The organism is Paenibacillus sp. FSL F4-0097, assembly GCF_038593125.1.
Taxonomy (GTDB): Bacteria; Bacillota; Bacilli; order Paenibacillales; family Paenibacillaceae; genus Paenibacillus_AQ; species Paenibacillus_AQ odorifer.
Genome location: NZ_CP151965.1, coordinates 109293 through 132961, shown reverse-complemented (window position 1 = coordinate 132961; position 23669 = coordinate 109293). Strand labels below are relative to the sequence as shown.

Annotated in this window: 22 protein-coding genes and 2 riboswitches; of the genes, 11 read left to right on the top strand and 11 right to left on the bottom strand. The window is 45.3% G+C overall.

What is annotated here, in order from left to right; translation table 11 throughout:
- Nucleotides 1-83: 83 nt before the first annotated feature.
- From MHH86_RS00615 to rpoE, 5 genes are all read right to left on the bottom strand, one after another.
- The gene (locus MHH86_RS00615; RefSeq protein ID WP_036679932.1) at nt 84-1337 is read right to left on the bottom strand and encodes a UDP-N-acetylglucosamine 1-carboxyvinyltransferase; all 1254 of its coding nucleotides are present in this window, start codon (nt 1335-1337) and stop codon (nt 84-86) included.
- A gap of 188 nt (nt 1338-1525) precedes the next feature.
- A complete protein-coding gene (fba, locus tag MHH86_RS00610) occupies nt 1526-2380 on the bottom strand; it encodes a class II fructose-1,6-bisphosphate aldolase (RefSeq protein ID WP_036679934.1) in 855 nt (284 codons plus the stop codon).
- 207 nt (nt 2381-2587) lie between these two features.
- The gene (locus MHH86_RS00605) at nt 2588-2974 is read right to left on the bottom strand and encodes a response regulator (protein ID WP_036679935.1); all 387 of its coding nucleotides are present in this window, start codon (nt 2972-2974) and stop codon (nt 2588-2590) included.
- A gap of 271 nt (nt 2975-3245) precedes the next feature.
- The gene (locus tag MHH86_RS00600) at nt 3246-4853 is read right to left on the bottom strand and encodes a CTP synthase (RefSeq protein WP_036679937.1); all 1608 of its coding nucleotides are present in this window, start codon (nt 4851-4853) and stop codon (nt 3246-3248) included.
- Between the two features lie 325 nt (nt 4854-5178).
- Nucleotides 5179-5727, bottom strand: coding sequence for a DNA-directed RNA polymerase subunit delta (gene rpoE / locus MHH86_RS00595; protein ID WP_036679939.1), 549 nt, complete (start codon nt 5725-5727; stop codon nt 5179-5181).
- A gap of 460 nt (nt 5728-6187) precedes the next feature.
- On the opposite strand from rpoE, the gene MHH86_RS00590 reads away from it, so the two are divergent.
- The gene (locus tag MHH86_RS00590) at nt 6188-7354 is read left to right on the top strand and encodes a S8 family peptidase (protein WP_036679942.1); all 1167 of its coding nucleotides are present in this window, start codon (nt 6188-6190) and stop codon (nt 7352-7354) included.
- Nucleotides 7355-7482: 128 nt separating this feature from the next.
- Here the strand turns inward: MHH86_RS00590 and argS are convergent, their stop codons facing one another.
- The 3 genes from argS to MHH86_RS00575 all read right to left on the bottom strand — a co-directional run bounded on the left by argS (nt 7483) and on the right by MHH86_RS00575 (nt 11429).
- A complete protein-coding gene (gene argS, locus MHH86_RS00585; RefSeq protein ID WP_036679944.1) occupies nt 7483-9168 on the bottom strand; it encodes an arginine--tRNA ligase in 1686 nt (561 codons plus the stop codon).
- Complete coding sequence (locus MHH86_RS00580) at nt 9165-9608, bottom strand: DUF1934 domain-containing protein (RefSeq protein ID WP_036679946.1); 444 nt, start codon at nt 9606-9608, stop codon at nt 9165-9167. The genes argS and MHH86_RS00580 overlap by 4 nt, the downstream gene beginning before the upstream one ends.
- A gap of 630 nt (nt 9609-10238) precedes the next feature.
- Complete coding sequence (locus MHH86_RS00575) at nt 10239-11429, bottom strand: sialidase family protein (RefSeq protein WP_051491097.1); 1191 nt, start codon at nt 11427-11429, stop codon at nt 10239-10241.
- A 181-nt stretch (nt 11430-11610) separates the two neighbouring features.
- Here MHH86_RS00575 and MHH86_RS00570 point away from each other — a divergent pair, with 181 nt between their 5' ends.
- Together MHH86_RS00570 and MHH86_RS00565 are read left to right on the top strand one after the other, a co-directional pair.
- On the top strand, nt 11611-13677 hold the full coding sequence (locus MHH86_RS00570) for a PBP1A family penicillin-binding protein (RefSeq protein WP_076179684.1): 2067 nt from the start codon (nt 11611-11613) through the stop codon (nt 13675-13677).
- Between the two features lie 205 nt (nt 13678-13882).
- Complete coding sequence (locus tag MHH86_RS00565; protein ID WP_076100082.1) at nt 13883-14356, top strand: AbrB/MazE/SpoVT family DNA-binding domain-containing protein; 474 nt, start codon at nt 13883-13885, stop codon at nt 14354-14356.
- Between the two features lie 79 nt (nt 14357-14435).
- Here MHH86_RS00565 and MHH86_RS00560 read toward each other — a convergent pair whose 3' ends face one another.
- Nucleotides 14436-14942, bottom strand: coding sequence for a YwhD family protein (locus MHH86_RS00560; protein ID WP_036679953.1), 507 nt, complete (start codon nt 14940-14942; stop codon nt 14436-14438).
- 103 nt (nt 14943-15045) lie between these two features.
- On the opposite strand from MHH86_RS00560, the gene MHH86_RS00555 reads away from it, so the two are divergent.
- The 6 genes from MHH86_RS00555 (at nt 15046) to MHH86_RS00530 (ending at nt 20896) form a co-directional block, all read left to right on the top strand.
- Complete coding sequence (locus MHH86_RS00555) at nt 15046-17052, top strand: M1 family metallopeptidase (RefSeq protein ID WP_076179683.1); 2007 nt, start codon at nt 15046-15048, stop codon at nt 17050-17052.
- Between the two features lie 11 nt (nt 17053-17063).
- Entirely contained in the window at nt 17064-17894 is an 831-nt protein-coding gene (locus tag MHH86_RS00550) for a hypothetical protein (RefSeq protein ID WP_076179687.1), read from the top strand.
- Between the two features lie 217 nt (nt 17895-18111).
- Nucleotides 18112-18250: riboswitch (cyclic di-AMP (ydaO/yuaA leader) on the top strand.
- Between the two features lie 57 nt (nt 18251-18307).
- A complete protein-coding gene (locus MHH86_RS00545; RefSeq protein ID WP_052097401.1) occupies nt 18308-18736 on the top strand; it encodes a C40 family peptidase in 429 nt (142 codons plus the stop codon).
- Between the two features lie 362 nt (nt 18737-19098).
- Nucleotides 19099-19241, top strand: a riboswitch (cyclic di-AMP (ydaO/yuaA leader).
- Between the two features lie 44 nt (nt 19242-19285).
- Nucleotides 19286-19738 carry a C40 family peptidase gene (locus MHH86_RS00540; RefSeq protein ID WP_232061490.1) on the top strand — a complete coding sequence of 151 codons (453 nt, stop codon included), beginning with the start codon at nt 19286-19288 and terminating at the stop codon, nt 19736-19738.
- 188 nt (nt 19739-19926) lie between these two features.
- Nucleotides 19927-20412 (top strand): GNAT family N-acetyltransferase, encoded by a 486-nt coding sequence (locus MHH86_RS00535; protein ID WP_076142534.1) that lies wholly within the window; start codon nt 19927-19929, stop codon nt 20410-20412.
- Between the two features lie 127 nt (nt 20413-20539).
- The gene (locus MHH86_RS00530; protein WP_036679962.1) at nt 20540-20896 is read left to right on the top strand and encodes a cytochrome c; all 357 of its coding nucleotides are present in this window, start codon (nt 20540-20542) and stop codon (nt 20894-20896) included.
- Between the two features lie 81 nt (nt 20897-20977).
- On the opposite strand, the gene MHH86_RS00525 is transcribed toward MHH86_RS00530, so the two are convergent.
- Nucleotides 20978-21265, bottom strand: coding sequence for a 4a-hydroxytetrahydrobiopterin dehydratase (locus MHH86_RS00525; protein ID WP_036679964.1), 288 nt, complete (start codon nt 21263-21265; stop codon nt 20978-20980).
- Nucleotides 21266-21493: 228 nt separating this feature from the next.
- The gene (locus tag MHH86_RS00520; protein ID WP_036679966.1) at nt 21494-21787 is read right to left on the bottom strand and encodes a hypothetical protein; all 294 of its coding nucleotides are present in this window, start codon (nt 21785-21787) and stop codon (nt 21494-21496) included.
- Nucleotides 21788-21993: 206 nt separating this feature from the next.
- Here MHH86_RS00520 and motA point away from each other — a divergent pair, with 206 nt between their 5' ends.
- Entirely contained in the window at nt 21994-22794 is an 801-nt protein-coding gene (gene motA / locus MHH86_RS00515) for a flagellar motor stator protein MotA (protein ID WP_036679967.1), read from the top strand.
- The gene (gene motB, locus MHH86_RS00510) at nt 22778-23593 is read left to right on the top strand and encodes a flagellar motor protein MotB (protein ID WP_036679969.1); all 816 of its coding nucleotides are present in this window, start codon (nt 22778-22780) and stop codon (nt 23591-23593) included. The genes motA and motB overlap by 17 nt, the downstream gene beginning before the upstream one ends.
- The last annotated feature ends 76 nt before the right edge of the window (nt 23594-23669 follow it).

Below are 23669 nucleotides of genomic sequence, written 5' to 3'. Positions count from 1 at the left end.
ATTAGGTTAGTATTACCCCAAATGGAAGGAAATATGCGGTTTGTCCGCAAATTAATACTCCTTCCAAGCGGGATATCCTAATATTATTCATTCTCACGCCAAACATGAGCACCAAGTTGCCGAAGGTTGCTCACTAAATTATCATAACCACGATCAATATACTCTACGCCGGTCACTTCTGTAATACCATCCTCTACTGTTAACCCGGCAATGACAAGGGCTGCACCCGCACGCAGATCAGCTGCCTTTACTTTTGCAGCATTAAGTTTACTGCCCTCAATAATTGCAGATCGGCCCTCAACACGAATCTTTGCGCCCATTCTTACCAACTCTGGCACATGCTTGAAGCGGTTGCTGTAGACGAAATCGCTAAGCACACTAACCCCTTCTGCCTGTGTCAGCATACTTGTCATAGGAGATTGTAAATCTGTAGGAAATCCAGGATAGGTCAGTGCTTTAACATCTGCATGTTCATAATTAGCTCTACCTATAACTCGGATACTTTCATCAAGCTCTTCAATATCCACGCCCATCTCTAAAAGCTTGGCTGTTAAGGCTTCCAAGTGCTTAGGAATAACATTATCTATCAACACATTACCACGCGTAGCCGCAGCGGCAATCATATAAGTTCCTGCTTGAATCCGATCGGGAATAATGGAATGACGGCAACCGTGCATTTCCGAGACCCCTTCGATCCGGATGGTTTCTGTACCAGCGCCTTTAATAACAGCGCCCATAGAGTTCAATAGGGTAGCTACATCTATAATCTCAGGCTCTTTAGCCGCATTTTCAATAATTGTAGAGCCTTTGGCTCGTGAAGCCGCCAGCATGATGTTTATAGTGGCACCTACGCTTGATACGTCCAGATAAATCTTCGCACCGCGTAGCTCTTTTGCATATAAGTGGATAGAACCATGTTCGTTGGTAACTGTTGCTCCCAAAGCCTCGAATCCCTTGATATGTTGATCAATTGGACGAGGTTCAAAATTACAGCCACCAGGAAGACCTATTGTCGCTTCTTTGAATCTTCCAAGCAGAGCTCCCATCATATAATACGAAGCTCTAAGTTTCTTAACCGGCCCATTGGGCATTGGAATAGATACAATACGTGAAGGGTCAATTCTCATCTGATTGCCTGACCAGGATACATTAGCGCCAAGCTCTTGCAAGATTTCGGAGTAAACGGCTACATCACTAAGGGACGGTAAATTATCCAGAACAACTTCAGATTCGGCCAAAATTGCCGCAGGAATAAGCGCAATGGCACTATTCTTTGCTCCACTGATGGTTACAACGCCCTCTAGCGGACGTCCACCGCCAATCATTAATTTTTCCATAGATTTATCAATTTCCCCCTACGTGTATTGCAGCTGGGTGGGCAATACGTGCTGTGGACTTTTAGTGATGAAAATGGAAAGACACCGGCTAAGCGGTGTGCTTTCCTCATCAAACTATTCAACTGGACAGAGTAATAGCCCTATCCTTTAACAAATTGCTTGTCCACCTGAGGCGGAAGCTACAATGATTAGGCTTTGTTGTTGGATCCAAATTCGCGAATTTTACCAATAACGGTTTCTTTGATTGCATCGCGACCTGGTGCGATGAATGTACGTGGATCGTAAGCATCAGGTTTAGCAGCTAGAACTTCGCGAACAACTTTTGCGAACACGATTTGGTTCTCAGTGTTCACATTGATTTTGGAAGTACCCAGGGAGATGGCTTTCTTGATGTCATGTTCAGGAATACCTGTACCACCATGAAGAACCATTGGGATGTTAGTAGCGTCACGGATTTCTTCCATTTCTTTGAATCCGAGGTTAGGCTCGCCATGGTAAGGTCCATGAACGGAACCAAGTGCAGGAGCCAGGGTGTCGATACCTGTTTCTTTCACAATACGTACGCACTCATCAAGCTTAGCATACATGATGCCGCCGATAACGTCGTCTTCTTGTCCACCAACAGTACCTACTTCAGCTTCTACAGAAACGCCTTTAGCGTGAGCATATTCAACGACTTTTTTAGTCATATCGATGTTCTCATCGATTGGGTGATGGGAACCGTCGATCATTACGGATGTAAATCCAGCATCAATTGCTGCTTTACATTTATCAAAGCTAGATCCATGGTCAAGGTGGATAGCTACAGGAACAGTGATATTCATGTCAATAATTAGACCTTCAACCATTTTAACAACAGTAGTGAAGCCGCCCATGTGGCGTGCTGCGCCTTCAGATACACCAAGGATTACTGGTGATTTTTCTTGTTCAGCGGCACCAAGAATAGCTTGAGTCCACTCCAAGTTGTTAATGTTGTACTGACCTACTGCATATTTTCCTTCAAGTGCTTTGTTCAACATGTCTGTCATAGATACTAATGGCATGGTTTCATCCTCCTAAGAATGTTGGTTGGCTATGTTTTTAAACCGACATCACATACAGGCTTATTATAGCACATCCTGTGTCAAATACTAAATAGGGTAAACAAAAAAATGTCCCGGTGGGACGATTTTTATCCAGCCCATATAGCAATTAGACTCATCCTCTTCGGAGTCACCACGCGAAATAGGACCGATACAGAAATCACCGTTCTAACTGCATTGATCCACAGACTTGTTATGAAGATGCATGTTTACCGCTACGCGCATTTCGTCTATGTCGAACGGCTTTGTAAAATGCATTAACGCCCCTAGCTTGGTCGCCTCCTTAATCATGTCCAGTTCACCATATGCCGTCATCATAATGACCTTAATGGACGGATTGATCTCCTTTAGATGCTTCAGGATCTCGAGTCCATCCATTCCCGGTATTTTCATATCGAGTAAGACCAAATCGGGTGACTCGCTGCGAACAATGTCTAATGCCAATTTTCCGTTAGCCGCTTGAAATGTTGTATATCCCTCACTATTGAACACTTCCATAAGAAGAATCCGGATCCCGTTCTGATCATCGACAATTAATACTTTCTTCTTTTCCATACGATACCCTCCCAGAAATTAAGGCAGATTGACTATACCGCGCTCTCCACAGCGACCGGCCCCTTTAGAAACTACTCCATACGAAACCTATTATTCGTGCTTTACTGTCCAAATCCTGCTAATTGGATAAAATGGGTAAATAAAGAGTCTAAAATGAAATAAATGTCAGTTACAATATTTCTATTAAAGGGTAATACAAAAAGAGAGCCTTCGGATGAAGGCTCTCTTAGACTATTTAAGAACCGATGGGTTCTTTCTGTCTGTGTATAAATTACTGCTGCTCGGAATGCGTCAAAGAGGCTTTGACAAATTCACGGAATAGCGGTTGCGGACGGTTCGGACGTGAAGTGAATTCCGGGTGGAATTGAACCGAGAGGAACCACGGATGCTCTGGAAGCTCTACGATCTCAACTAGACGGCCATCCGGAGAAGTTCCGGAGATAACCAGTCCCGCTTTTTCAATTTCATCACGGTAAGTATTGTTGAACTCATACCGGTGACGATGACGCTCATATACCAGTTCATCATCATAGCAAGACATTGCCAGAGAGTCCGGAATAATCTTACAAGGATACAACCCAAGACGCATAGTGCCACCCATATCTTCAATATCTTTTTGCTCAGGAAGCAAATCAATCAATGGATATTGTGTATTTGGATCGATTTCGGAGCTGTTTGCACCTTGTAGTCCAAGAACAGAACGGCCATACTCAATTACAGAAACCTGCATTCCAAGGCAAATTCCAAAGAAAGGTATCAATTGCTCACGGGCATAACGAATAGCGGAGATTTTACCTTCGATTCCCCGATCACCGAAACCACCAGGAACAAGAATACCGCCAATACCACGCAGCATTTCGTCCACGTTCTCATCCGTAATTTCCTCTGCATTCACCCAGCGGATCTTAACCTCTGCATTCGCAGCAAAACCTGCGTGTGAAAGTGATTCAACAACGCTCAAATAAGCGTCATGCAGTGCTACGTACTTACCTACAATTGCGATTTCTACTGTCTTCTCTAATTTCTGAATCCGGCTAAGCATACTTTCCCATTCGCGCATATCTGGCGCAGGTGTTGTAAGCTTCAAATGATTAACAACAATCTCGTCCAATCCTTCATCACGAAGGTTCAATGGAACTTCATATAACGTCGAAGCATCGCGGCATTCCACAACAGCATTAGCATCAATATCGCAAAAGAGTGCGATTTTGGCTTTCATATCTGCGGAAAGCTCATATTCCGTACGGCACACGATGACATTCGGTTGAATACCGATACTGCGCAGCTCTTTAACGCTATGCTGTGTCGGCTTCGTCTTCACTTCTCCAGCAGCCTTGATATAAGGAATCAAGGTTACGTGGATATACATCACATTTTCCCGGCCAATATCACTCTTGATTTGACGAATCGCTTCCAGGAACGGAAGACTTTCAATATCCCCTACAGTACCGCCGATCTCTGTGATAACAACATCAGAGTTGGTCTCGCGGCCCGCGCGGAACACGCGTTCTTTGATCTCATTCGTAATATGCGGGATAACTTGTACAGTTCCACCCAAGTACTCTCCACGACGTTCCTTGCTGATTACGGATGAATAGATCTTACCTGTCGTCACATTGCTGTTCTTCGACAGATTGATATCAATAAACCGTTCATAGTGCCCAAGGTCAAGGTCAGTCTCTGCACCGTCATCCGTTACGAAGACTTCTCCGTGCTGGTAAGGGCTCATTGTTCCAGGGTCTACGTTAAGATACGGATCAAATTTCTGAATCGTTACCTTTAGACCTCTGTTCTTGAGCAGCCTGCCCAGCGAAGCGGCGGTAATGCCTTTACCCAGGGAAGACACAACGCCACCCGTTACAAAAATATACTTTGTCACTGTAAAACCCTCCTAAATAAAGTCCAAACATAAAAGCGGCACATGGTGTTTATCGTAACCCGTTTTACTATCATCAAAACAGGGGAAATCAAAAGTTTAATTCACCGGGGAAAACATAAACGGTCATCCCTCAAATTCCATTAATCTACAGCTACTTTGCATCTAAAAAAACAAAAAAGTGACACCCGTAGAACCGGGGCACTTTTTATTTTAGAAAACACGTTTATTAACTTACATGATAAGCCCATGCAATAGTTTACTCTGACGATCCCCCACTGTCAAGGGAGGAATTATGCCACAGACAAGACTCTTCTGATTATTGATCTTACTTGTCATCCTCGGAATCTTCATCGTCGCCATCTTCTGCATCGTCTTCGTCCGTATCGTCTTCGTCTATGTCATCTTCATCGATCACGACATCTTCGTCGACTTCTTCTTCGCTGTCGTCGTCAGAATAGAGGTCGTCGCGATCTTCATCGATAGCGTCGAAATCCTCTTCTTCAGCTGTGTAGTTTTCTTCTTCATCAGCAAAATCGTCATCTTCCAAATCATCGTCTTCATCGTTGATGATGCGCACCCGTTTAGTGTTACCAACCGGATCATCGGAGCGCTCAAGAGGATACCAGCGTTTCAGTCCCCAAAGGTTGGTTCCGACACAGGCAAAACGCCCGTCAATGTTAATCTCGGTATATAACTGGGCAATAGTATCTTGGCTTTCTTGATCGGTCATGCCGCGTAACTTGGCTACCTCGACCATCAGATCACGGTAATAATACGGTGTATTGGCTGCTTTAAGCACCAGAAAGGCAAGATCCACCATTGGCATTTCTTTAACTTTCTCAGGGTCTAGCTTTAAATTGAGTGGCGTACTCACTAAAGGACACTTCCTCTCACGCATTGTTCACATTACGGTTTATTTCAATAATATCCATTAACAAAACTAAGTAAAACCTATTTAACAACAAAATGCAAGTCAAATGCAAGAACCGTCCAACAGAAAAAGCCTCCTGCTTATTATCCATACAGGAAACCTGTCTTCATCAAGAAGAGTTGATATGTAATTGTAGCAAGGTTCGCCGCACCCAAAGTTTTTAGAAATGGGATTTAAAAAGGCGGAGGAAGACCTCCGCGCATGACTGTATCCACGCCAAGGATCGGCTCCTTACGGGATGTTACAAAGAGAGTTTTAATCTCTTCTGTTTATTTTATGTAAAGCGCCGTCTTTTGACACGCTGGGCAGCCCATTTCCTTAAAAAAGGGCAAGTTCCCATTCGGACCCCTCCCTCCGCTCATACAATATGGCAGCAGGGCACCGAGGAGGGACAGCGAAACCTATGGACTATTACAAATTTTGGAACATGCTTCTTGAAGAAATATCGGTTGCCCCAAAAAATGGTGAGCGGCGTATTCTTACCTTCAACGATCCCCGCCAGTATGCCGGAGCTTTCTCACAATGGAAGGCTCTAAAAGCAAAGCAGCCCGAGCTGCGGCAAGTACAGGTATCTCCGCTGATTCGGGCCTTCTTCGTGCCCGCTGCCGCCGGAAAGCTGATGAACCGATTTGCAGACCTTCTAAATGTCGAGGACGATCTGCAAATCCAAATCCATTCCATAGCTAACGAAAAAAGCGGAATCGCAGCGCTCCCATGGGGGGTGAAAGCGATTCATGCTCCTCAGGCATGGTCTAAATCAACCGGAGTTCACGTCAAAATCGGCGTCATTGACACCGGCGCGGATTACCGTCATCCCGATCTGAAGCATTCATTAGCCACTGGAGTCAACCTACTACACCGCGGAATGCTGCCGCTGGATGATAATGGGCACGGAACTCATATCGCCGGAACCTTAGCGGCAGCAGGGGGGAATCGCGGAATGATGGGAGTGGCGCCGCGAGCGCTGCTATATCCAGTCAAGGCTTTTGATCATAGTGGATCAGCCTATGTATCCGATATTGTGCTAGGTATTGATTGGTGTGTCCAGAACCGAATCGACGTCATTAATATGAGCTTTGGAATGAAGACTAGAAGCAAGGCGCTCCACAATGTGGTTATAAAAGCGTATCGGGCCGGAATCGCCGTCATTGCCTCCTCTGGGAATGACGGCAAACGTGGCGGGGACTATCCCGCACGTTATCCCGAGACGATAGCCGTGGGCGCCATCGATAAAAGACACCGGGTTGCCGGCTTCAGCAATCGCGGTTCATATATCGATGTATACGCGCCCGGCGAAGGCGTGCCCTCCTGCTGGCTGAAGGAGGGCTACAAAGAAATGAGCGGCACCTCCATGGCGACCTCGCATGTCACGGGAGCCGCAGCACTGCTGCTCGCACTGCGACCGGGCCTCACGCCAAGGGAGCTGAAGCTGCTCTTGCGCCGCACCGCGTCCCCGGTGCGGCTGCGTAAGGGGCAGCGCCGCGCATCCTTAGGCGGCGGCTCTGCCGATGCCCTACGCCTGCTGAGAGCAGGAGTAAGGGCGAAGCGTTCGGTCTCCGCGAACGTGTAGACCCCGCCCGGGCACCGGGTGGGTCACTCTGACGTTAGCGCAGCTGATGCCGGTGCGAAGATCGGCAGCAAAGAAAAATCCGCCCCCCAGGAAACCGGAAGGCGGATTTTTTGTCGTTTGCTGTTGATTTACATGCGATCCGGTGCAGAAACTCCGACAAGACGCAGTACATTGGCAATAGTAGTACGTGTTGCGCCAAGCAGAGCAAGACGCGCCACGGTTTGAGCAGCATCCTCAGTAATTACACGTTCAGCTTTGTAATAACTGTGGAACATCGCAGCCAGCTCATATACATAACGAATGAGGCGATGTGGAGCATAACCTTCAGCCGCAACAGCGATTTCTGCCGGGAGCTCACCAATTTTGCGCAGCAGGTCATATTCATGCACTGCTGTCAGCTTGGAGAAGTCAATTTCAGCGTAATCAGGGATAGAAATCCCTTGCTCCTCTGCCTGACGGAAAATACTGCAAATACGCGCATGCGCATATTGAACATAGAATACAGGATTTTCATTAGAAGTAGAGATCGCCAAATCCATATCGAAATCAAGATGAGAATCCATGCTGCGCATGGTGAAGAAATAACGAATCGCATCGATCCCTACTTCCTCCATCAAATCTTCCATCGTAACCGCTTTGCCGGTACGTTTGGACATTTTGACCTTTTCACCATTCTGGAACAGGCTGACCATCTGAGCAATCAGAACCACTAGCTTCTCAGGATCATTGCCAAGGGCTGACATTGCCGCCTTCATCCGCGGAATATAACCATGGTGATCAGCGCCCCAAATGTTAATCATTTTATCGTAACCGCGGCCATACTTATCGCTGTGATAAGCAATATCCGGGGTAAGGTAGGTATATGTGCCGTCATTTTTGATCAAGACACGGTCTTTATCATCGCCGTATTTTGTCGTTTGCAGCCAGGTTGCCCCATCTTGCTCATACACTTCTCCACGATCACGGAGCTCGTCCAGCGAACGCAGTACTTCTCCGTTCTCATACAGCGAGGTTTCACTGAACCAGATATCGAAGTTTACACGGAAAAGACCTAGATCACGTTTGATTTTATCCAACTCTTTATTAAGTCCATAGGTCCGGAAAAAAGCAGCGCGCTCACTAGGGCTCATCTCGAGCAAGGTATCGCCCTTTTCTGCCACAAGCTCCTTCGCAAAACCCTTAATATCCTCACCATGGTAACCATCTTCCGGCATTTCTGCCTCTTGACCCAGCTCCTGCAGGTATCTGGTTTCAATGGATTTACAAAGATTAGCCACTTGGTTACCGGCATCATTAATATAATATTCCCGGGTCACCTCATAACCTGCATAATCAAGCACATTACACAGCGCATCACCGACAGCAGCACCACGGGCATGCCCTAAATGTAGGCTACCTGTTGGATTGGCACTGACGAACTCCATTTCAACCTTCTGACCTTGACCCAGATTAATACGGCCATAGTCATCCCCCTGCTCAGCAACAAGGCTGATGATTGGGTACAAGTAGTTCTTAGACAGGGTAAAGTTAATAAAGCCTGGTCCTGCAATTTCCGCTTTCTCAATAGAAGCTCTGCTCGTATCCAAATGCTCAATAATAGCTTCAGCAATCTGGCGTGGATTACGTTTAGCAATTTTGGTCAGCTGCATAGCAGCGTTCGTAGCCAAATCACCGTGCGCCTTATCTCTTGGTACTTCCAGTACAATATCCGGAACCTCTTCCGGTGCAACCAGCCCAGCATTCACAATCGCATCGGCGATGGCTTCTTTTACCCGTTCATTTACAAGCTCTAACGGATTCTTACTATGTGTCATAATTTCGGTTCCTCCTGTATATGCAAACTAATAGCGAACTTTCCTGTCAATTCCTCGTAAACGTACAAATCATATTCCCAGGCAACCGTTAAAGAGCGCCCTTCGCGCACAACTTCCAGCTTGTTCGTTTCCGTAGAAAGATTGAACTGCGTATATGGCGAGCGGTAGAATCCTGGCAGACGCCGTCCAGCTTCAAAGCTCTGCTCTGACTGAATCCCGCCATGGCGGATTAGCTTCAGTTGATTACCTGCAATCTTTATCGTTGTACGAACAGAAACTTCCTCCCCGCGAGGACCCTGCTCTAATTCTTCATATTGAATATATAGATGCGGTCCTTTGGATGTTACTTCTCCATTCGCTTCCATAACATTTCGCTGACCATCTTGAAGGCTCACGAGCGTAATAGAGACATCATATTTGTCAGACTGTATTTCAGGCATCACACGTTCCTCCATTCTGCAAGCCTCTGCATTCTGCATAAGAAAAACGTCTAATGGCAAAGCTTAAACATTTTTATATTAATCAAAGGCCTATTTCGCTTTCCCATTGTACACTATAATCCAGTTCAAAGAAGCATTTCAATACAGAATCAAGCATATCTTCATAAGCACATAAAATATTACCATATTGATGATTAAAAGCACACTTTGAACGTCCATTCTCTATGTATATCATTTACTTCGATAATATTTGCACCTACCAAGCACCTATCGGACATAAATGACCCTATGCGCAGTATGATTCCATATTTGGTGCGATAACGGACTTCATAGTCGCTATTAGCCTAAAAAACAACCCATGTGAACCTCTTTCTAGAGAATAGTGTTACTGGAGTCCGAAACTCTATCCCAAAGGCCGAAAATTTGCAAATAACGTCATCTGGGTCCGTAACCCTCCGAGGATGAGGGATCTGATTAGGGCACTGATAAGGGTACTATTGAAGCAAGCAAAGATACCAACGACAAAAATACAGAGCAGCGATTCCCCAAGTATCCGGAGAATCGCTGCTCTGCTGTCTATTTGCGATTTTCACAATACATCGGACCCTTATATTCTTGCACTGTAAAGAATTATTGGGTCATCACTTTCAAAGAAAACCTGCGTTCCCATGAAGCTCCGCCGTCTTTGGTCACATACAAGGAAGAGTAATCAAGCTCACGGATGGCGAGCCAGCCCTCTTTATTACTAGTGAAGGAGATTACCCCCTCATAACCAGCGAGCGCCGGAAGATTAGTCCATTGCTTACCGCCGTTATAAGAGCGTCCAACCGCCACTTTCTCTGCTGCTGGGGAAAACCCCACTAAAAAGGAGGTGCTGTTTCCCACAAGCTGCAGGTTCCCAGGTTTGCCAGCAGCTGGCCCTTTATTGAATTCAGCCTTGCCACTTCCTGGCGCAGGTCCGCCGCCCGCAGTTTCCTGAGCGATCACACGATTCCAACTTTTCCCCCTGTTCGCACTTTCATACAGCGAGTAGGAGGTCTGACTCATCCCCGTACCGCCATAGAGCACTACAGCGACCTGATCTCCCTTAGCGGAGATTTGTCCAAACTCGGGCTCGGCAAAAGCCGCCTTAAGTGAAAGGCTCCAAGTTGCCCCTCCATCTGTGGTCTTCATTACCCGATACCCGCTTCCCGGCACGATTACAACCGCCCAGCCGGTATTCCGGTCACTAAAATAAGCACCTCTTGTATTGGGTGGGGTGGAAATCTTACTCCAGCTCAGCCCCCCGTCTTTGGTGTGATACGTTGCGGCTCTCTCATAAGCAAAACCTTTCTTACTATCGATAAAATTTATTCTTTCAAAGCTGACGGCTTTGTTCGAAAGTCTCTTCCACTCCGAGCCACCGTTAGAGGTACCGATTAAATATTGAGCCTGCCCCTCCTCTACAGAAGCAAGAGCAAAGCCATGTACATTATCGGGAAAATCGAATTGTTTGAAGCTCCATTGGCCTTGATAGATCTCTTGAAAATGGCAGCCTCCGTCAGAGGTACCAATCATAAATCCATTACCTGCTGCCCGTCCGGTATTCCCTTTCAAAAACTGAACATCAGAAAAGCTAAGCGGTGTGGATATATCACCTGAGTGCTTGTTTTGCAGGGCCTGTAGCAAGCCGTGATCTCCTGTGCCGCAAGTCGCTGGTTCTGGTTCTGGTGCAGCCGCAGCATGTACAGAACTTACTGGTGCACTCCAGCCTGATACCATAATAAGCGTCGCCGAGAGGGCGGTTATTGTCGTCTTATGAATCTTTTTCGTCCATTTCATGATGACACCTCCTAATATGTATATACCCTTACTTACAATCCCTACTCTGTTATACCGCCAGAGATGATGGCCTATCTACCTTAAACAATCACAAAATAGAAACAATTTGTTACCCTCCATATCCCTAATGAATATCCTTCCAGATCCTTCCCCATAATATGAGAGAAAGGAGTCTGGTGCCATGACACGCGAATCAACGAATCCACCGAAACGAAAAAGCCGCTTCCGGCGTTTATTTCGGCTGCTGGCAGCCTTGATCATATTATTTGTATTAACCACCGGAGCTCTGCTCGGTTATCTATATCAAAAAGATCTTCCACCGATTAGCGATGATGTGCGCTCCAAGCTGTTTGACTCCCGGGGCAATATTCTTGCCACCTTTACCTCAGACGGCCGCAGCCGCGAACCCGTCAAATTAAGTCAAATTTCTCCCCTGCTCATTGAAGCTACACTAGCAGTCGAGGATCGTAAATTTTATGAACATTCCGGATTTGATCTGAAGGGGATGGCGCGAGCTGTTCTAGTCAATCTGGAAGAGGGAAACCGGTCGCAGGGTGCTAGTACGCTAACTCAGCAGCTCGCACGTAACCTCTACCTATCCCATGAAAAAACATGGACGCGCAAGGCTAAAGAAGCTGTCTATACGATGCAGTTGGAGATGAAATACAGCAAAGATGAAATCCTGAACATGTATTTAAATAATATCTACTATGGCCACGGTGCTTACGGCATTGAAGCAGCCTCACGGATGTATTTTGGTAAATCTGCAGCGGATTTAGACCTGGCAGAGAGTACCATGCTGGCTGGGATTCCAAAGGGACCTACCTATTATTCACCTTACAACCACATGGACAATGCTAAAAAGCGCCAGAGAATCATCCTGACCGTCATGGCCAATTTAGGCAATATCACTCAGGAAGAAGCGGGACAAGCCGTCCAGGAGAACTTAAACTTCAAGCCGCAAGGACAAAAGGATACGCTTGTAGTTGCGCCTTATTTCCGGGATTATATCCGCAGTTTGGCCATAGAGTCTCTCCACATCAGTAATGATGAGCTGGAGCAAGGCGGATTAAATGTCTATACCACCCTTGACCCTGACATGCAGCATGCCGCAGAAAATGCCGTTGACAAAGAGATGGATCAAACTAGTGATCTGGATACTGCACTTGTATCCATCGATCCTCGCACCGGTTACATCAAAGCAATGGTCGGCGGAAAAAATTATCGTACCAACCAGTACAATCATGCTTTGGCCACCACACGCCAGCCGGGTTCTTCCTTTAAGCCGATTATGTATTTGGCCGCACTCTCATCCAAAGAGATGACAGGACTTTCGGTCTTTAATAGTCAGCCAACGATGTTTCATTATGATAACAACCGCAAAACGTATCAGCCCCGAAACTTTGGGGATAAGTATCTGGGTGAAATTAATATGCGGCAAGCTATCGCAGCATCCGATAATATCTATGCTGTTAATACAATTATGAAGATCGGCGCGGATAAAGTAAGCGAGATGGCTGCGAAGATGGGCATTGACAGTCCACTTCAAAGCGTACCTTCACTGGCACTAGGCACTTCACCGATCAGTCCGCTTGAAATGGCTGCAGCTTTCACTGTAATTGGAAACGGCGGTCAGAAAATGCCGATCACAGCCATTCTAAAAATAACCGATTCAAATGGCATGGTCCTGTATGAAGCACCTCAACCCAAAGGAGTAACCGTCGTAGAACCTTCAGCTGCCTATGTACTGACTCGTTTAATGGAGGGAGTATTCGAGACTGGGGGGACGGGTAATCGTGTGGCTTCGATAATCAAACGTCCGGTAGCCGGCAAGACCGGCACCACGGATACAGATGGCTGGATGGTAGGTTTCACCCCGGAGCTATCAACTGCAGTCTGGGTTGGTTACGACAAGGGGCGCGACATCGCAACTACCGACGGACGGCGCGCAGCCCCCATTTTCGCCCAATTTACTGAAAAAGCGCTGGAAAATGTCCCTCCAAAAATTTTCCCTATTCCAGATGGAGTAGTCAGCGTATACGTCAATCCGCAATCCGGCAAACTTGCTACAGCAGCATGTCCCGACAAAGAACTGGAAACTTTTATTAGTGGAACTGAGCCCACCGAATACTGCGAACTGCATGGCACAGGCTCCGCTCCTGCTGTCGATGACACACAAAGTAAGGTAGATTCTGCTGAAGAAAACCGTTCCCTGTGGAAGAACATTAAACGCTGGTGGTTGAATTAGCCTCTTCATTTATATTGAAGGGGTTTTTCCTTTTTTATAAGTTATATATTGTAGTAACAACAGGATTGCCAAACTCAAATATCACTTATCGCACAAGGGATGTAACCGTTTTATTTATTATGCTTACCCCATTCTCTTAACTCTCAATTACTGCTATAATAGTTATTAGAAACCAAAATATAATGATGTAAATGAGGGACATGGGATGAAGGATACAGGCATGATCCGGAGTTTAGACAGTCTTGGGAGAATTGTGGTTCCCGCAGAAATCCGTATGACGCGTAATATCGACATTGGTGATCCTATCGAATTTTTTGTTTTAGACGAAAAAATCATCGTCCTTAGGAAGTACACCTCGACAGAGTGTACATTTTGCAGAAGCCACGACCATGTCACCTACTATAAAGAGCAGTTTATTTGTAGCAACTGTCTAAAAGAAATTGTCGATCCTGAACGCATGTCTCAATTGCCAGAGTCACGTGAAGATTTTGTTGTTGAGGCATCGGAGCAAAACACCAGTATCCGAAAGTCAAAGACAGAGGAAATGTGCCAACGCCTAGAACAAGCTATTGAAGATCATCCCTATGCCAACCAAAAAGAGCTTGCAGAAATCCTCGGTATTAGCCAAGCGAGAGTGAGTCAGCTCAAACGCAAGCTTAGCAGCACAAGCAAATCATAAATTAAAAAAGCTTCGACGCTCCTATTTCCGGAGGTCGAAGCTTTTTCTATATCGGATAACCCTTCTGGAGGCTCCTATACTATTCAGTCAGTGCAGCTTTAAGCTCATCTGAGGATGCATTCCACCATGCTTCATTATGAGAGATCAGAAGGGATTTGAGCGCCGACTTCTCAATGGCTCCAAGCCCTGCCACATCGATCTTGCGTTTAAGAGCTGCATCCAGCTTATTGACATGCTCGGCAAGAATTTTCCATCCGCGGCGCGCTTCTGTATCAATCCACATTTCACAGGCTGTGATTCCACCATAAAATTGAGCTTCCAATGTACGGTCTACCGCTACCCATACCACCCAAACCTGTCTTCCATTCGGTACATCTTCACGATTCATGGAAAATTTAATTCCTTTTTCCACTTTGCTCTTGGCATGCATGGCACCGATATCAATAACCGCCACATCACCATCAATAATGACAGGTGAAACGTTGTTGAGATCTATAGAGCCTGCTCCAAAGCCTTTATGTTTACTTTTAGCGTTCACAATATTTAAGGCAATCTGTTTCTTGCCCTCCGGTTGTATGTTGTCCACGAGTGCACACCCTTCCTCTTACGAATAATTTAATTTTAGCTAATAATGCGGCGATTGCAAACATATACATCCCGTAGATGCTTGTCACGGGAGGAATCACACTATGAAGTCACTGTCATTAAAGTACATCATCTTTGCGACCCTGGCCATCCTCGCGCTGCTAGGAGGAGGAATATGGGCCTTTTCAGGGGATAGCTCTACAGCTTCTGTTACTAGCTTTGCTTCAAAAGAGGCCAAGTCCTCCAGCGGCACAGCGCCTGCAGCCGTACCACAGCAGGTATTGCCTGAGAGCGCGCCCGTCCCGGCAGAGGAGGCTTTAAGCCAGCGGGTAGTCGAGTATCACATTGATGTCCAGCTTGTTCCTGACACAGAAACCTTAAAAGCTTCTGAGACAGTAACCTGGACACACCCCGGAGTAAAGCCAGTAAGTGATTTATATTTTCACATGTATCCAAATGCATTTGCCTCATCAGATACCACCTTTATGAAGGAATCCGGGGGGACGCTCAGAGGCGACAGCATGCCTGAGAACGGCTTCGGAAATATGACGCTGACCGATCTGCGCACGACAGAAGGAACTTCGCTAATGCAAAGAGTGCAATATGTCCAACCTGATGACGGCAATATCAACGATAAGACGCTCCTAAAGGTACATCTTCCTCAGCCTGTTAATGGTGGGGAAAGTGTAACACTTAAGCTTCAGTATGAAGTCCAGCTGCCCAAAATCTTTGCTCGCATGGGTGCTTCAGGTAACTTCGTTATGGCTGGGCAATGGTTTCCTAAGCTTAGTGTATACGAGCCTAAGGGCACACGCGGAGTTAAAGAAGAAGGCTGGGACCTGCATCAGTATCACGGGACTTCTGAGTTTTACAGTGATTTTGGCATCTTTAATGTAACGATTGCCGTCCCTTCCAACTATACGGTGGCAGCGACCGGATTTCCTGTAAAAAATGCCAAGCTCAAACAAGATCAGAAAATATATCAGTTCTACGCCGATGATGTCCACGATTTCGCTTGGGCCGCTTCCCCTGATTTTACAGTAGCTGAGGAAGCCTTCTCTACGCCGGAGGTGCCTGGAGTACGAATTAAGGTGTATCTCGACCCACTACACAAAGATTTAAAAGAGCGTTACCTTCAGGCTGCCAAGGCTGCCCTGACCTACTTCAGCAAATGGTATGGTCCTTATCCCTACTCTACGCTGTCTATTGTCGTCCCACCTAAGGAGGGCAACGGTGCTGGAGGAATGGAATACCCTACCCTTATTACAGCCTTTGGGGCCGCGGATTCTTCTCCAGATACCTCACTTGAAAGAACCGTCATTCATGAAATCGGCCATCAATACTTCTACGGTATGGTAGCCAGTAATGAATTCGAGGAGGCCTGGCTGGATGAAAGCTTCACTTCCTATGCCGAAGACAGACTTATGGAGCAAGAATACGGTATCAAGTCTAATTTGCCTTTACAGGCCAGCCTGGTGACTATACCTGAGCCGTTAAATCTGGAAACGTGGAAATATGCAGGGGCGGATTCCTATAGCCGAAATGTTTATATCCGCGGCAAGCTTGTACTTAAAGATATCGAACGCCAGGTAGGTACCAAAGCAATGAACAACATCATGTCCTCCTACGCTCGTAAGTTCCGTTTCCAGCATCCTGCTACGTCAGATTTTCAGAAAGTCGTTGAGAAGGTAACCAAAAAATCATGGCAGGCCTATTTCGATGATTACATTTATGGTGATGGAGCGCCTGACTTCTCAGTAGATACGATTACTTTTAAAAAAAATAACAGCGGCGATGCTCCAAGCTACGAATCATTAGTGAAGATTTCAAACAAAGGGAGCCATTACGTTGATGTTCCCGTGAAATTCACATTCGCCGACAGCTCTTCGGTGCAGCGGGTCTGGAACGGTGAAGGAGCAGAGACTACGTTTCAATTGTTAAGCGATAAGCCTCTTCTCTCTGCTGAGATTGACCCTGAACATTCCATCTTATTGGAGAGCAAACATCTAAACAACTTTAGGCTGGCGGAAATAGAGCCCAAGACGCTCTCTCGCTGGACATTAAGTGTAACTAAACTACTTGAAACCGTGCTCGGAACTCTTGTCTGGTGAGGTGAATGATTGTGAGAACATCGATAACCCGCGGCTGGCAAAGCATGAAGGAGCAATTTTATATTTTAATTCTGCTCTTCATCTACCGACTGATCTGGGGCTACTTTATGTATGGTTTCATCCGATCTGCTATTATTCCAATTCTACTGCGCTATCCGGATAAAGACGCCGGAGGCAGCGGTATGGGCAGACTGTTGTATTATATCGAGGGACAGTTCAGCTTGAATACGGACCCTGCGATACGCACTTGGTTATGGATGCTTCTGGCGCTTGTTGTCTTGCGACTTCTGCTTTCCCCTTTCATAAGGGCAGGATTGCTGCATGAGCTCCACCAGGAGCGAAAGGGCGAGCGTGGACTGTTCTTTTTCCCTGGCATGAAGATCTATGGACTACCTGTCTTAGTCTTTAGCCTAATCGAATGGGTGCTGACCCTGCTGCCGCTTTACTGGCTTGCTCCAAAAATGTACGGGCTGTTCTTATCCTCTTTGTTTAACTACGCTTTGTTACTTCATTTAGTACCATACGTATTGGCATGGCTTATATATATTTTTATCGTGCGCCTGTTTCTTCTATATATGCAGTTTGGTTACACCGGCGGTACAGGAATGTTCTCCTCACTGATCATCTGCTTGCGGTCACTGATTCCTGCTATAGGTGTTTCCATTGTACTTGGGGCGGGAGGCCTGCTCTTACTGCTAGTGTGCGGACTGACGGGTCTGTTCTGTCCCGGCCTACCGGCACTTATAATACGGCAAATCTCACCACTACCTTCTACGCTCTTAAAAATGTGGGGAATCTCTGCACAATATCATCTATGGCGTAGCAAAGCATTTCCACAATAAATCAACCTTATTTGACATAATAAAAAGGTCCCAATTCCTGTATTCAGGAGCTGGGACTTTTTCTCATTACGGATAACTTAAGAGTATTTGCAAAATCGTAAAAGCTCTGTTACAATAAGTCCTGTGCTATTAGTAACAATTTTGTAATCAATTGAAACGATTCCTACATAACTAAATGTATTTATCGTAAGTGTAACTGTCGAAACGTCATTCTCTGGTGCTTAACACGCCTAATTCCTTTGCACCGGGAAGTGGGGGAACCATATTTTGGGTGAATTGATCTCGCTTTACAGGGATCATAGGGAATCTTCTACCGAACCCTTAAGCTAACCTCGCAGGCCTTGGAAGGAGTACATCTTTTGAAAAGACATAATTTAAGAAAAAAATGCGTCGCTGCGGCGCTAGGACTTGTAATGGCATTATCTATTGGTGGAGGAAGCGCCTTTGCCGACTCTAAAATGGACTCTGTAATCTCAAAGACTATTGGAGTTGCCTATAAAACCGGAGGTACAAGCACTGCCGGATTTGATTGCTCTGGATTTACAAAGTATGTATTCAAGAATGTGGGTCTTACTTTACCTCGTACATCAAAAGCTCAATATAGCGTTGGAACTGCTGTATCCAAAAGCAATCTGCGTTCTGGTGATCTAGTGTTCTTTAACACACTTGGCAATGGAGTATCCCATGTCGGCATTTATGTTGGAAACGGAAAATTCGCACAATCGTCCTCTTCGCGTGGAGTGACCATCACTTCACTCAGTCAGGCCTACTGGGCCAATCGTTATGTTGGCGCTAAAAGAGTAATGAGTACTTCAGCTTATCAAGCTGTAGCCTTCGATTGAAACCTTCCTCACAACTATAACCTCACAATTACAACTATATGAACCTGAATCTGATTATGCCCGTAATCAAATTCGGGTTTTTCTTTATTCCATAATATATTTTTACACTATTAGAGCCCAATTGAAACACGTTTATTTGATAAAAATTGCAATTATATTAAAAATTAGGTCATTATTAACGCTTACATATGCCTTTCTACCGTAAAAATGCCAATTTTTCTGCATTAATATGTTAAAAACGATTGCCAAGCGGCTTTCTGTTTGTTACAATTAGCGCAGTGAGATTTTAGTAACATTTTTGTAATCATTAAGTTGTTATTTACAAAGGTTTTGTCATGTATTGATTACAAGCTAATCCTAATCAACAGTATGAGCCGAGTTTCCTAACTATTAGGAAAACGGGGGAACCAACTTTGGGTGAATTGACCTCCATTATATAGAGGGGTCATAGGGGACCTTCAACCGAACCCTTAAGCTAACCTCGTAGGCATTTGGAAGGGGTATACACTTTTGAAGAAGAAGTTAGCAGCAGCAGTACTAAGCTTTTCCATCATCCTCACCATCGGAGCAGGAAGCGCTTTCGCAGATTCCAAAATGGATAAAGTGATTGACAAGGCCATCGGTACTAAATACGTATCCGGCGGTATATCCACTAACGGATTTGATTGCTCCGGATTTACAATGTATGTGTTTGATAAGATTGGCATTAACCTTCCACACCAATCAGGTTCCCAATATCAAATGGGCACAGCAATCTCCCGTGATGATATAAGAGCCGGAGACCTTGTATTCTTCAATACAAGTGGCAAAGGTGTCTCCCATGTCGGCATTTATGTCGGTGAAGGTAAGTTCGCACACGCTTCTACCTCACGCGGTGTTACGATTAGCTCTCTGAGTGATAGCTACTACGTGAAACGCTACGTTGGTGCCAAGCGCATTATGAGCACAGACGCTTACCAATCGGTTGCTGCTGAATCGGAAGACAATGATGATGTGCAATAAATAACGTACATAGGCTCTTTTCCAAGGTACTCTTGGAGGAGAGCTTGTTTTTTTGTCTTATTACTTATTTACCCCTCTCATAATTTGTAAAACATTCCCCTCATATAAAGTTTCTGAGTCGAACCTCCCCCATTTTGTATATAATTAGTAATATAGCAATGTCCTCGTGAAAGGAGATCGTTGACCTTATGATAAACCCCTCGGTAACTTTTCATGTTGTTCCTATGGAGGCAATTCACGGAGAAGCTATTTGTAAGTGGAGCTATACGCCCCCATATAATATTTATGGCTGGATGCCGTGGGAGCAGATGCAGGCTCTTGGCATCGAGTTTGGTGATCCGCAGCTCCGGGAGGAACAATATATCTCCATATTAAATGAAAATAAGGTTTTGTGCGGATTCGCACAGTTGTTCCCGATGGAAGGAGTCGTCCGTTTAGGAGTTGGGATGCGCCCCGATCTATGCGGCCATGGTTTAGGCAAACTATTCGTAGATGCCATCGTCCAGACAGCCTTGAGTCGTTATCCTGATCGTGAGATAGATCTGGAAGTCCTGACCTGGAACCAACGCGCCATTCGAACTTATCAAAAATGTGGATTTACGATTACAGATACGTATGAACGCCGCACACCTACAGGAGACAAACCTTTTTATTGCATGGTCTATGACAAATGATATTAAATACCAGATATTTCATAAGAATGATTGTATTCTCGTTCATTTTTTTGTCACAAACCCTATGATAACGCTTCACCATAAGCTATAATGTAGGGAGCAGCTTACATAGAAGGGACGAATTGGGATGCAGAAATGGATCATGAGCGGTTTGTTTTTTGCCGCCTGTGCCTTTGCGGTAGTACTCATGTTTACACTTCCGGGTAAAGAAGAGGTAGCAGAAGAAAATAAGCCCACGATGCCGGTAGTTCAACTGGACGCCGCAAAGGCAGAAGCAACCGTGAAAGCCAGCTGTATCACCTGTCACGGCGATCAGCTTCAAGGTGGAGTTGGACCAAGTCTTCAGAATGAAGGCGGTCAGCATGACGCTGAGGAAATCTACAGCATCGTCACCAAAGGACGTGGCCAAATGCCTTCCTTTAAGGAGAAGCTAGCTCCTGAAGAGATCGCCAACGTCGCACTCTGGCTCTCAGAGAAAAAGTAACCAGCCAAGCAACCAAAAACGCCCGTGTATGAGATAGGTGACTATCTGTGCACGGGCGTTTATTTTATGATTTTGGCTAAACTAATGATTTTTTTCAAAGGCTTCATTAAATTCATGCGCCTCTCGAAGATCTAGAGCTGTAATCCCATCTTCTTCATTAGATTTCAGGCGCAGGGTAACTGTTTTATAATCAATCGTAATATGTGGATGGTGATCGAAGGCTTCTGAAATCGTGGCTACTTCATCAACGAACGCAATGCCCTTCATATATTGGCTGAACATATATTTTCGCACCATAACATTATCTTCCAGTTTCCAGCCCTCCAGCTTGGTGATCTCCTCACGCAGTTCCTCTTCCGTAAATAACAATTCGTTTCCTCCCTTACAAAAAATTGCAGTAAAGTGCGTAGTTCCCTTTACTTGTCTTAGGCGTTAAACAAAACATCCCTTAGCTTCTGAGGTCCAAGGGATGTGCCAGGATAAAGGCGATATTTTCGATTAAATGTATTCACAAATCCCAGCGATTATAACTCGGCTTTATCAATTTTAACACGGGCTACTAACTACGGGCAAATTACGTCCAGACGTCTCCTCTGCCTAAATCAAAACTACTGAAGCCAAATCCTCTTCGCCAACTAGAATATTAATGCGGTGCGTGTCCTTATCGTAAATAATTACGCCGCTCCCCACTTCAATCATAGGTTCATTACCCAGCGCGAAGAAAAGATCCTCAGCCAATGCTTCCCATACCTCCAGCTTTGATTCTTGGGGTAGTTCCTGCCACTCGTCCGGATCCATCTCAAAAAATAAATATCCATCGGAAATTCGTCCGACGGCTTCGGTCAAATCGGTTAGAATTTCACCGTAATCTCTACCATGCTTTACACCCACGTATATCACTCCGTTTTCTTCACAGATGAATAATTACTTACCTTATCCATTATAGCCGAAAAAATGACTTCACAAAAAACCGAATGATGTCGATAAATAAGAATATACGTTAATTCGGTTTCGCACAGAGTGCCCTGCCGCTGTTTCAAGGATGATATACGCGGCATTGTCGGAACACATCTTAAATCTCACGGACGAGGTGCAAAATGGAAATTTCAACAATAATTGGTTTAATTTTTGGTTTGGTTGCTGTAATCTGGGGCATGATCCTCAAGCACGCTCCACTTCATGCTTTGGCCACACCCGCTGCTTACGTTATTATCTTGGTGGGTACGGCAGCTTCTATTTTCATGGCCTTTCCTTTCAACGAGGTCAAAAAGATTCCAAGTCTGTTCAAAATGATTTTTATCAAAAAGAAATTAATCAGTAAACCCGAATTAATCACTATGTTCATGGAATGGGCTTCTATCACACGGCGTGAAGGTCTGTTGGCTCTAGAATCAAAGGTCGATGAAATAGAAGATAACTTCCTCAGAAACGGCATGCGGATGATTATTGATGGAAATGATCAGGATTTTGTCCGCGATGTCCTCATGGAGGATATCCACGCCACAGAGGATAGACATAAAGCAGGAGCCCTCATTTTCTCACAGGCAGGTATGTATGCTCCTACCCTCGGGGTGCTCGGGGCGGTTATCGGTCTCATCGCCGCTCTGGCTGATATGAGTGATATGAACAAACTGGCTGCGGCAATCGGGGCTGCCTTCATCGCCACATTGCTTGGTATCTTTACAGGTTACGTATTATGGCATCCTATTGCTAATAAGCTGAAACGTCTCTCCAAACAAGAAATCGAAGTTCGAATGATGATGGTCGAAGGTCTTTTGTCCATACAGTCCGGTGTATCTACTATTGCCATCAATCAGAAGCTTGCTGTATTCCTAACACCTTCGCAACGCGTTAAGTTAAATGAGAAGGACGGTGGATCAGGTGAGCAAAAAGACTAGACACGAAGAGCATGAAGAACATGCCGATGAATCGTGGCTGTTACCTTACTCCGACCTCATGACTCTTCTGGTGGCTCTGTTCATCGTTATGTATTCTATGAGTGCAACGGATGCCAAGAAATTTGAAGAGATGAGTCAGGCCTTCAGTTCCGCACTTAATGGCGGTACAGGTATTCTTGAAGAGCGGGCAGCAATGCCTAGTAAGACTCAAGAAGATCTAGGGAAAAATGATAAGATGGGTAGCTCTACTTCCAAGAAAGCTGAAGAAGCAGAAATGGCAAAGCTACGACAAAAGGAACAAGAGGATTTAGAGAAGCTTAAGAAACAATTCGATCAATATATTAAGAGCAACGGTCTAACGGATCTGCTCAGTACGAAGCTTAATCAATCTCAGCTAATGATTACGATCAGTGATAACGCATTGTTCGCTTCTGGCCAAGCCATTGTTAAGGATGATTCGCGGCAATTAGCTAAATCCATCTCAACGATGCTGCAGCAATTCCCGGATTATGATGTAGTAGTGCAAGGGCACACCGACGATATTCCGATTTCTAATAGCAACTATTCATCCAACTGGGATCTGAGTGCGGATCGGGCACTTCAGTTCATGAAGATTTTGCTGCAGAACACAAATCTAAATCCACGCAAATTTAGTGCGATTGGATACGGCGAGTATCATCCTATTTCCGATAATGACACAGCTACCGGTCGAAGCAAGAATCGCCGGGTAGAGGTTTCCATTATTCGAAAATATCAAGAAACCAAAGAGTTTACAGGGATTGTTCCCTCTGCTGAATAAGTGATTTCGTAAGGTAATAAAAAGAGCTGTCCAAAGGTCTTAGACCCCGGACAGCTCTTTTTTTGTTGCAGTACTA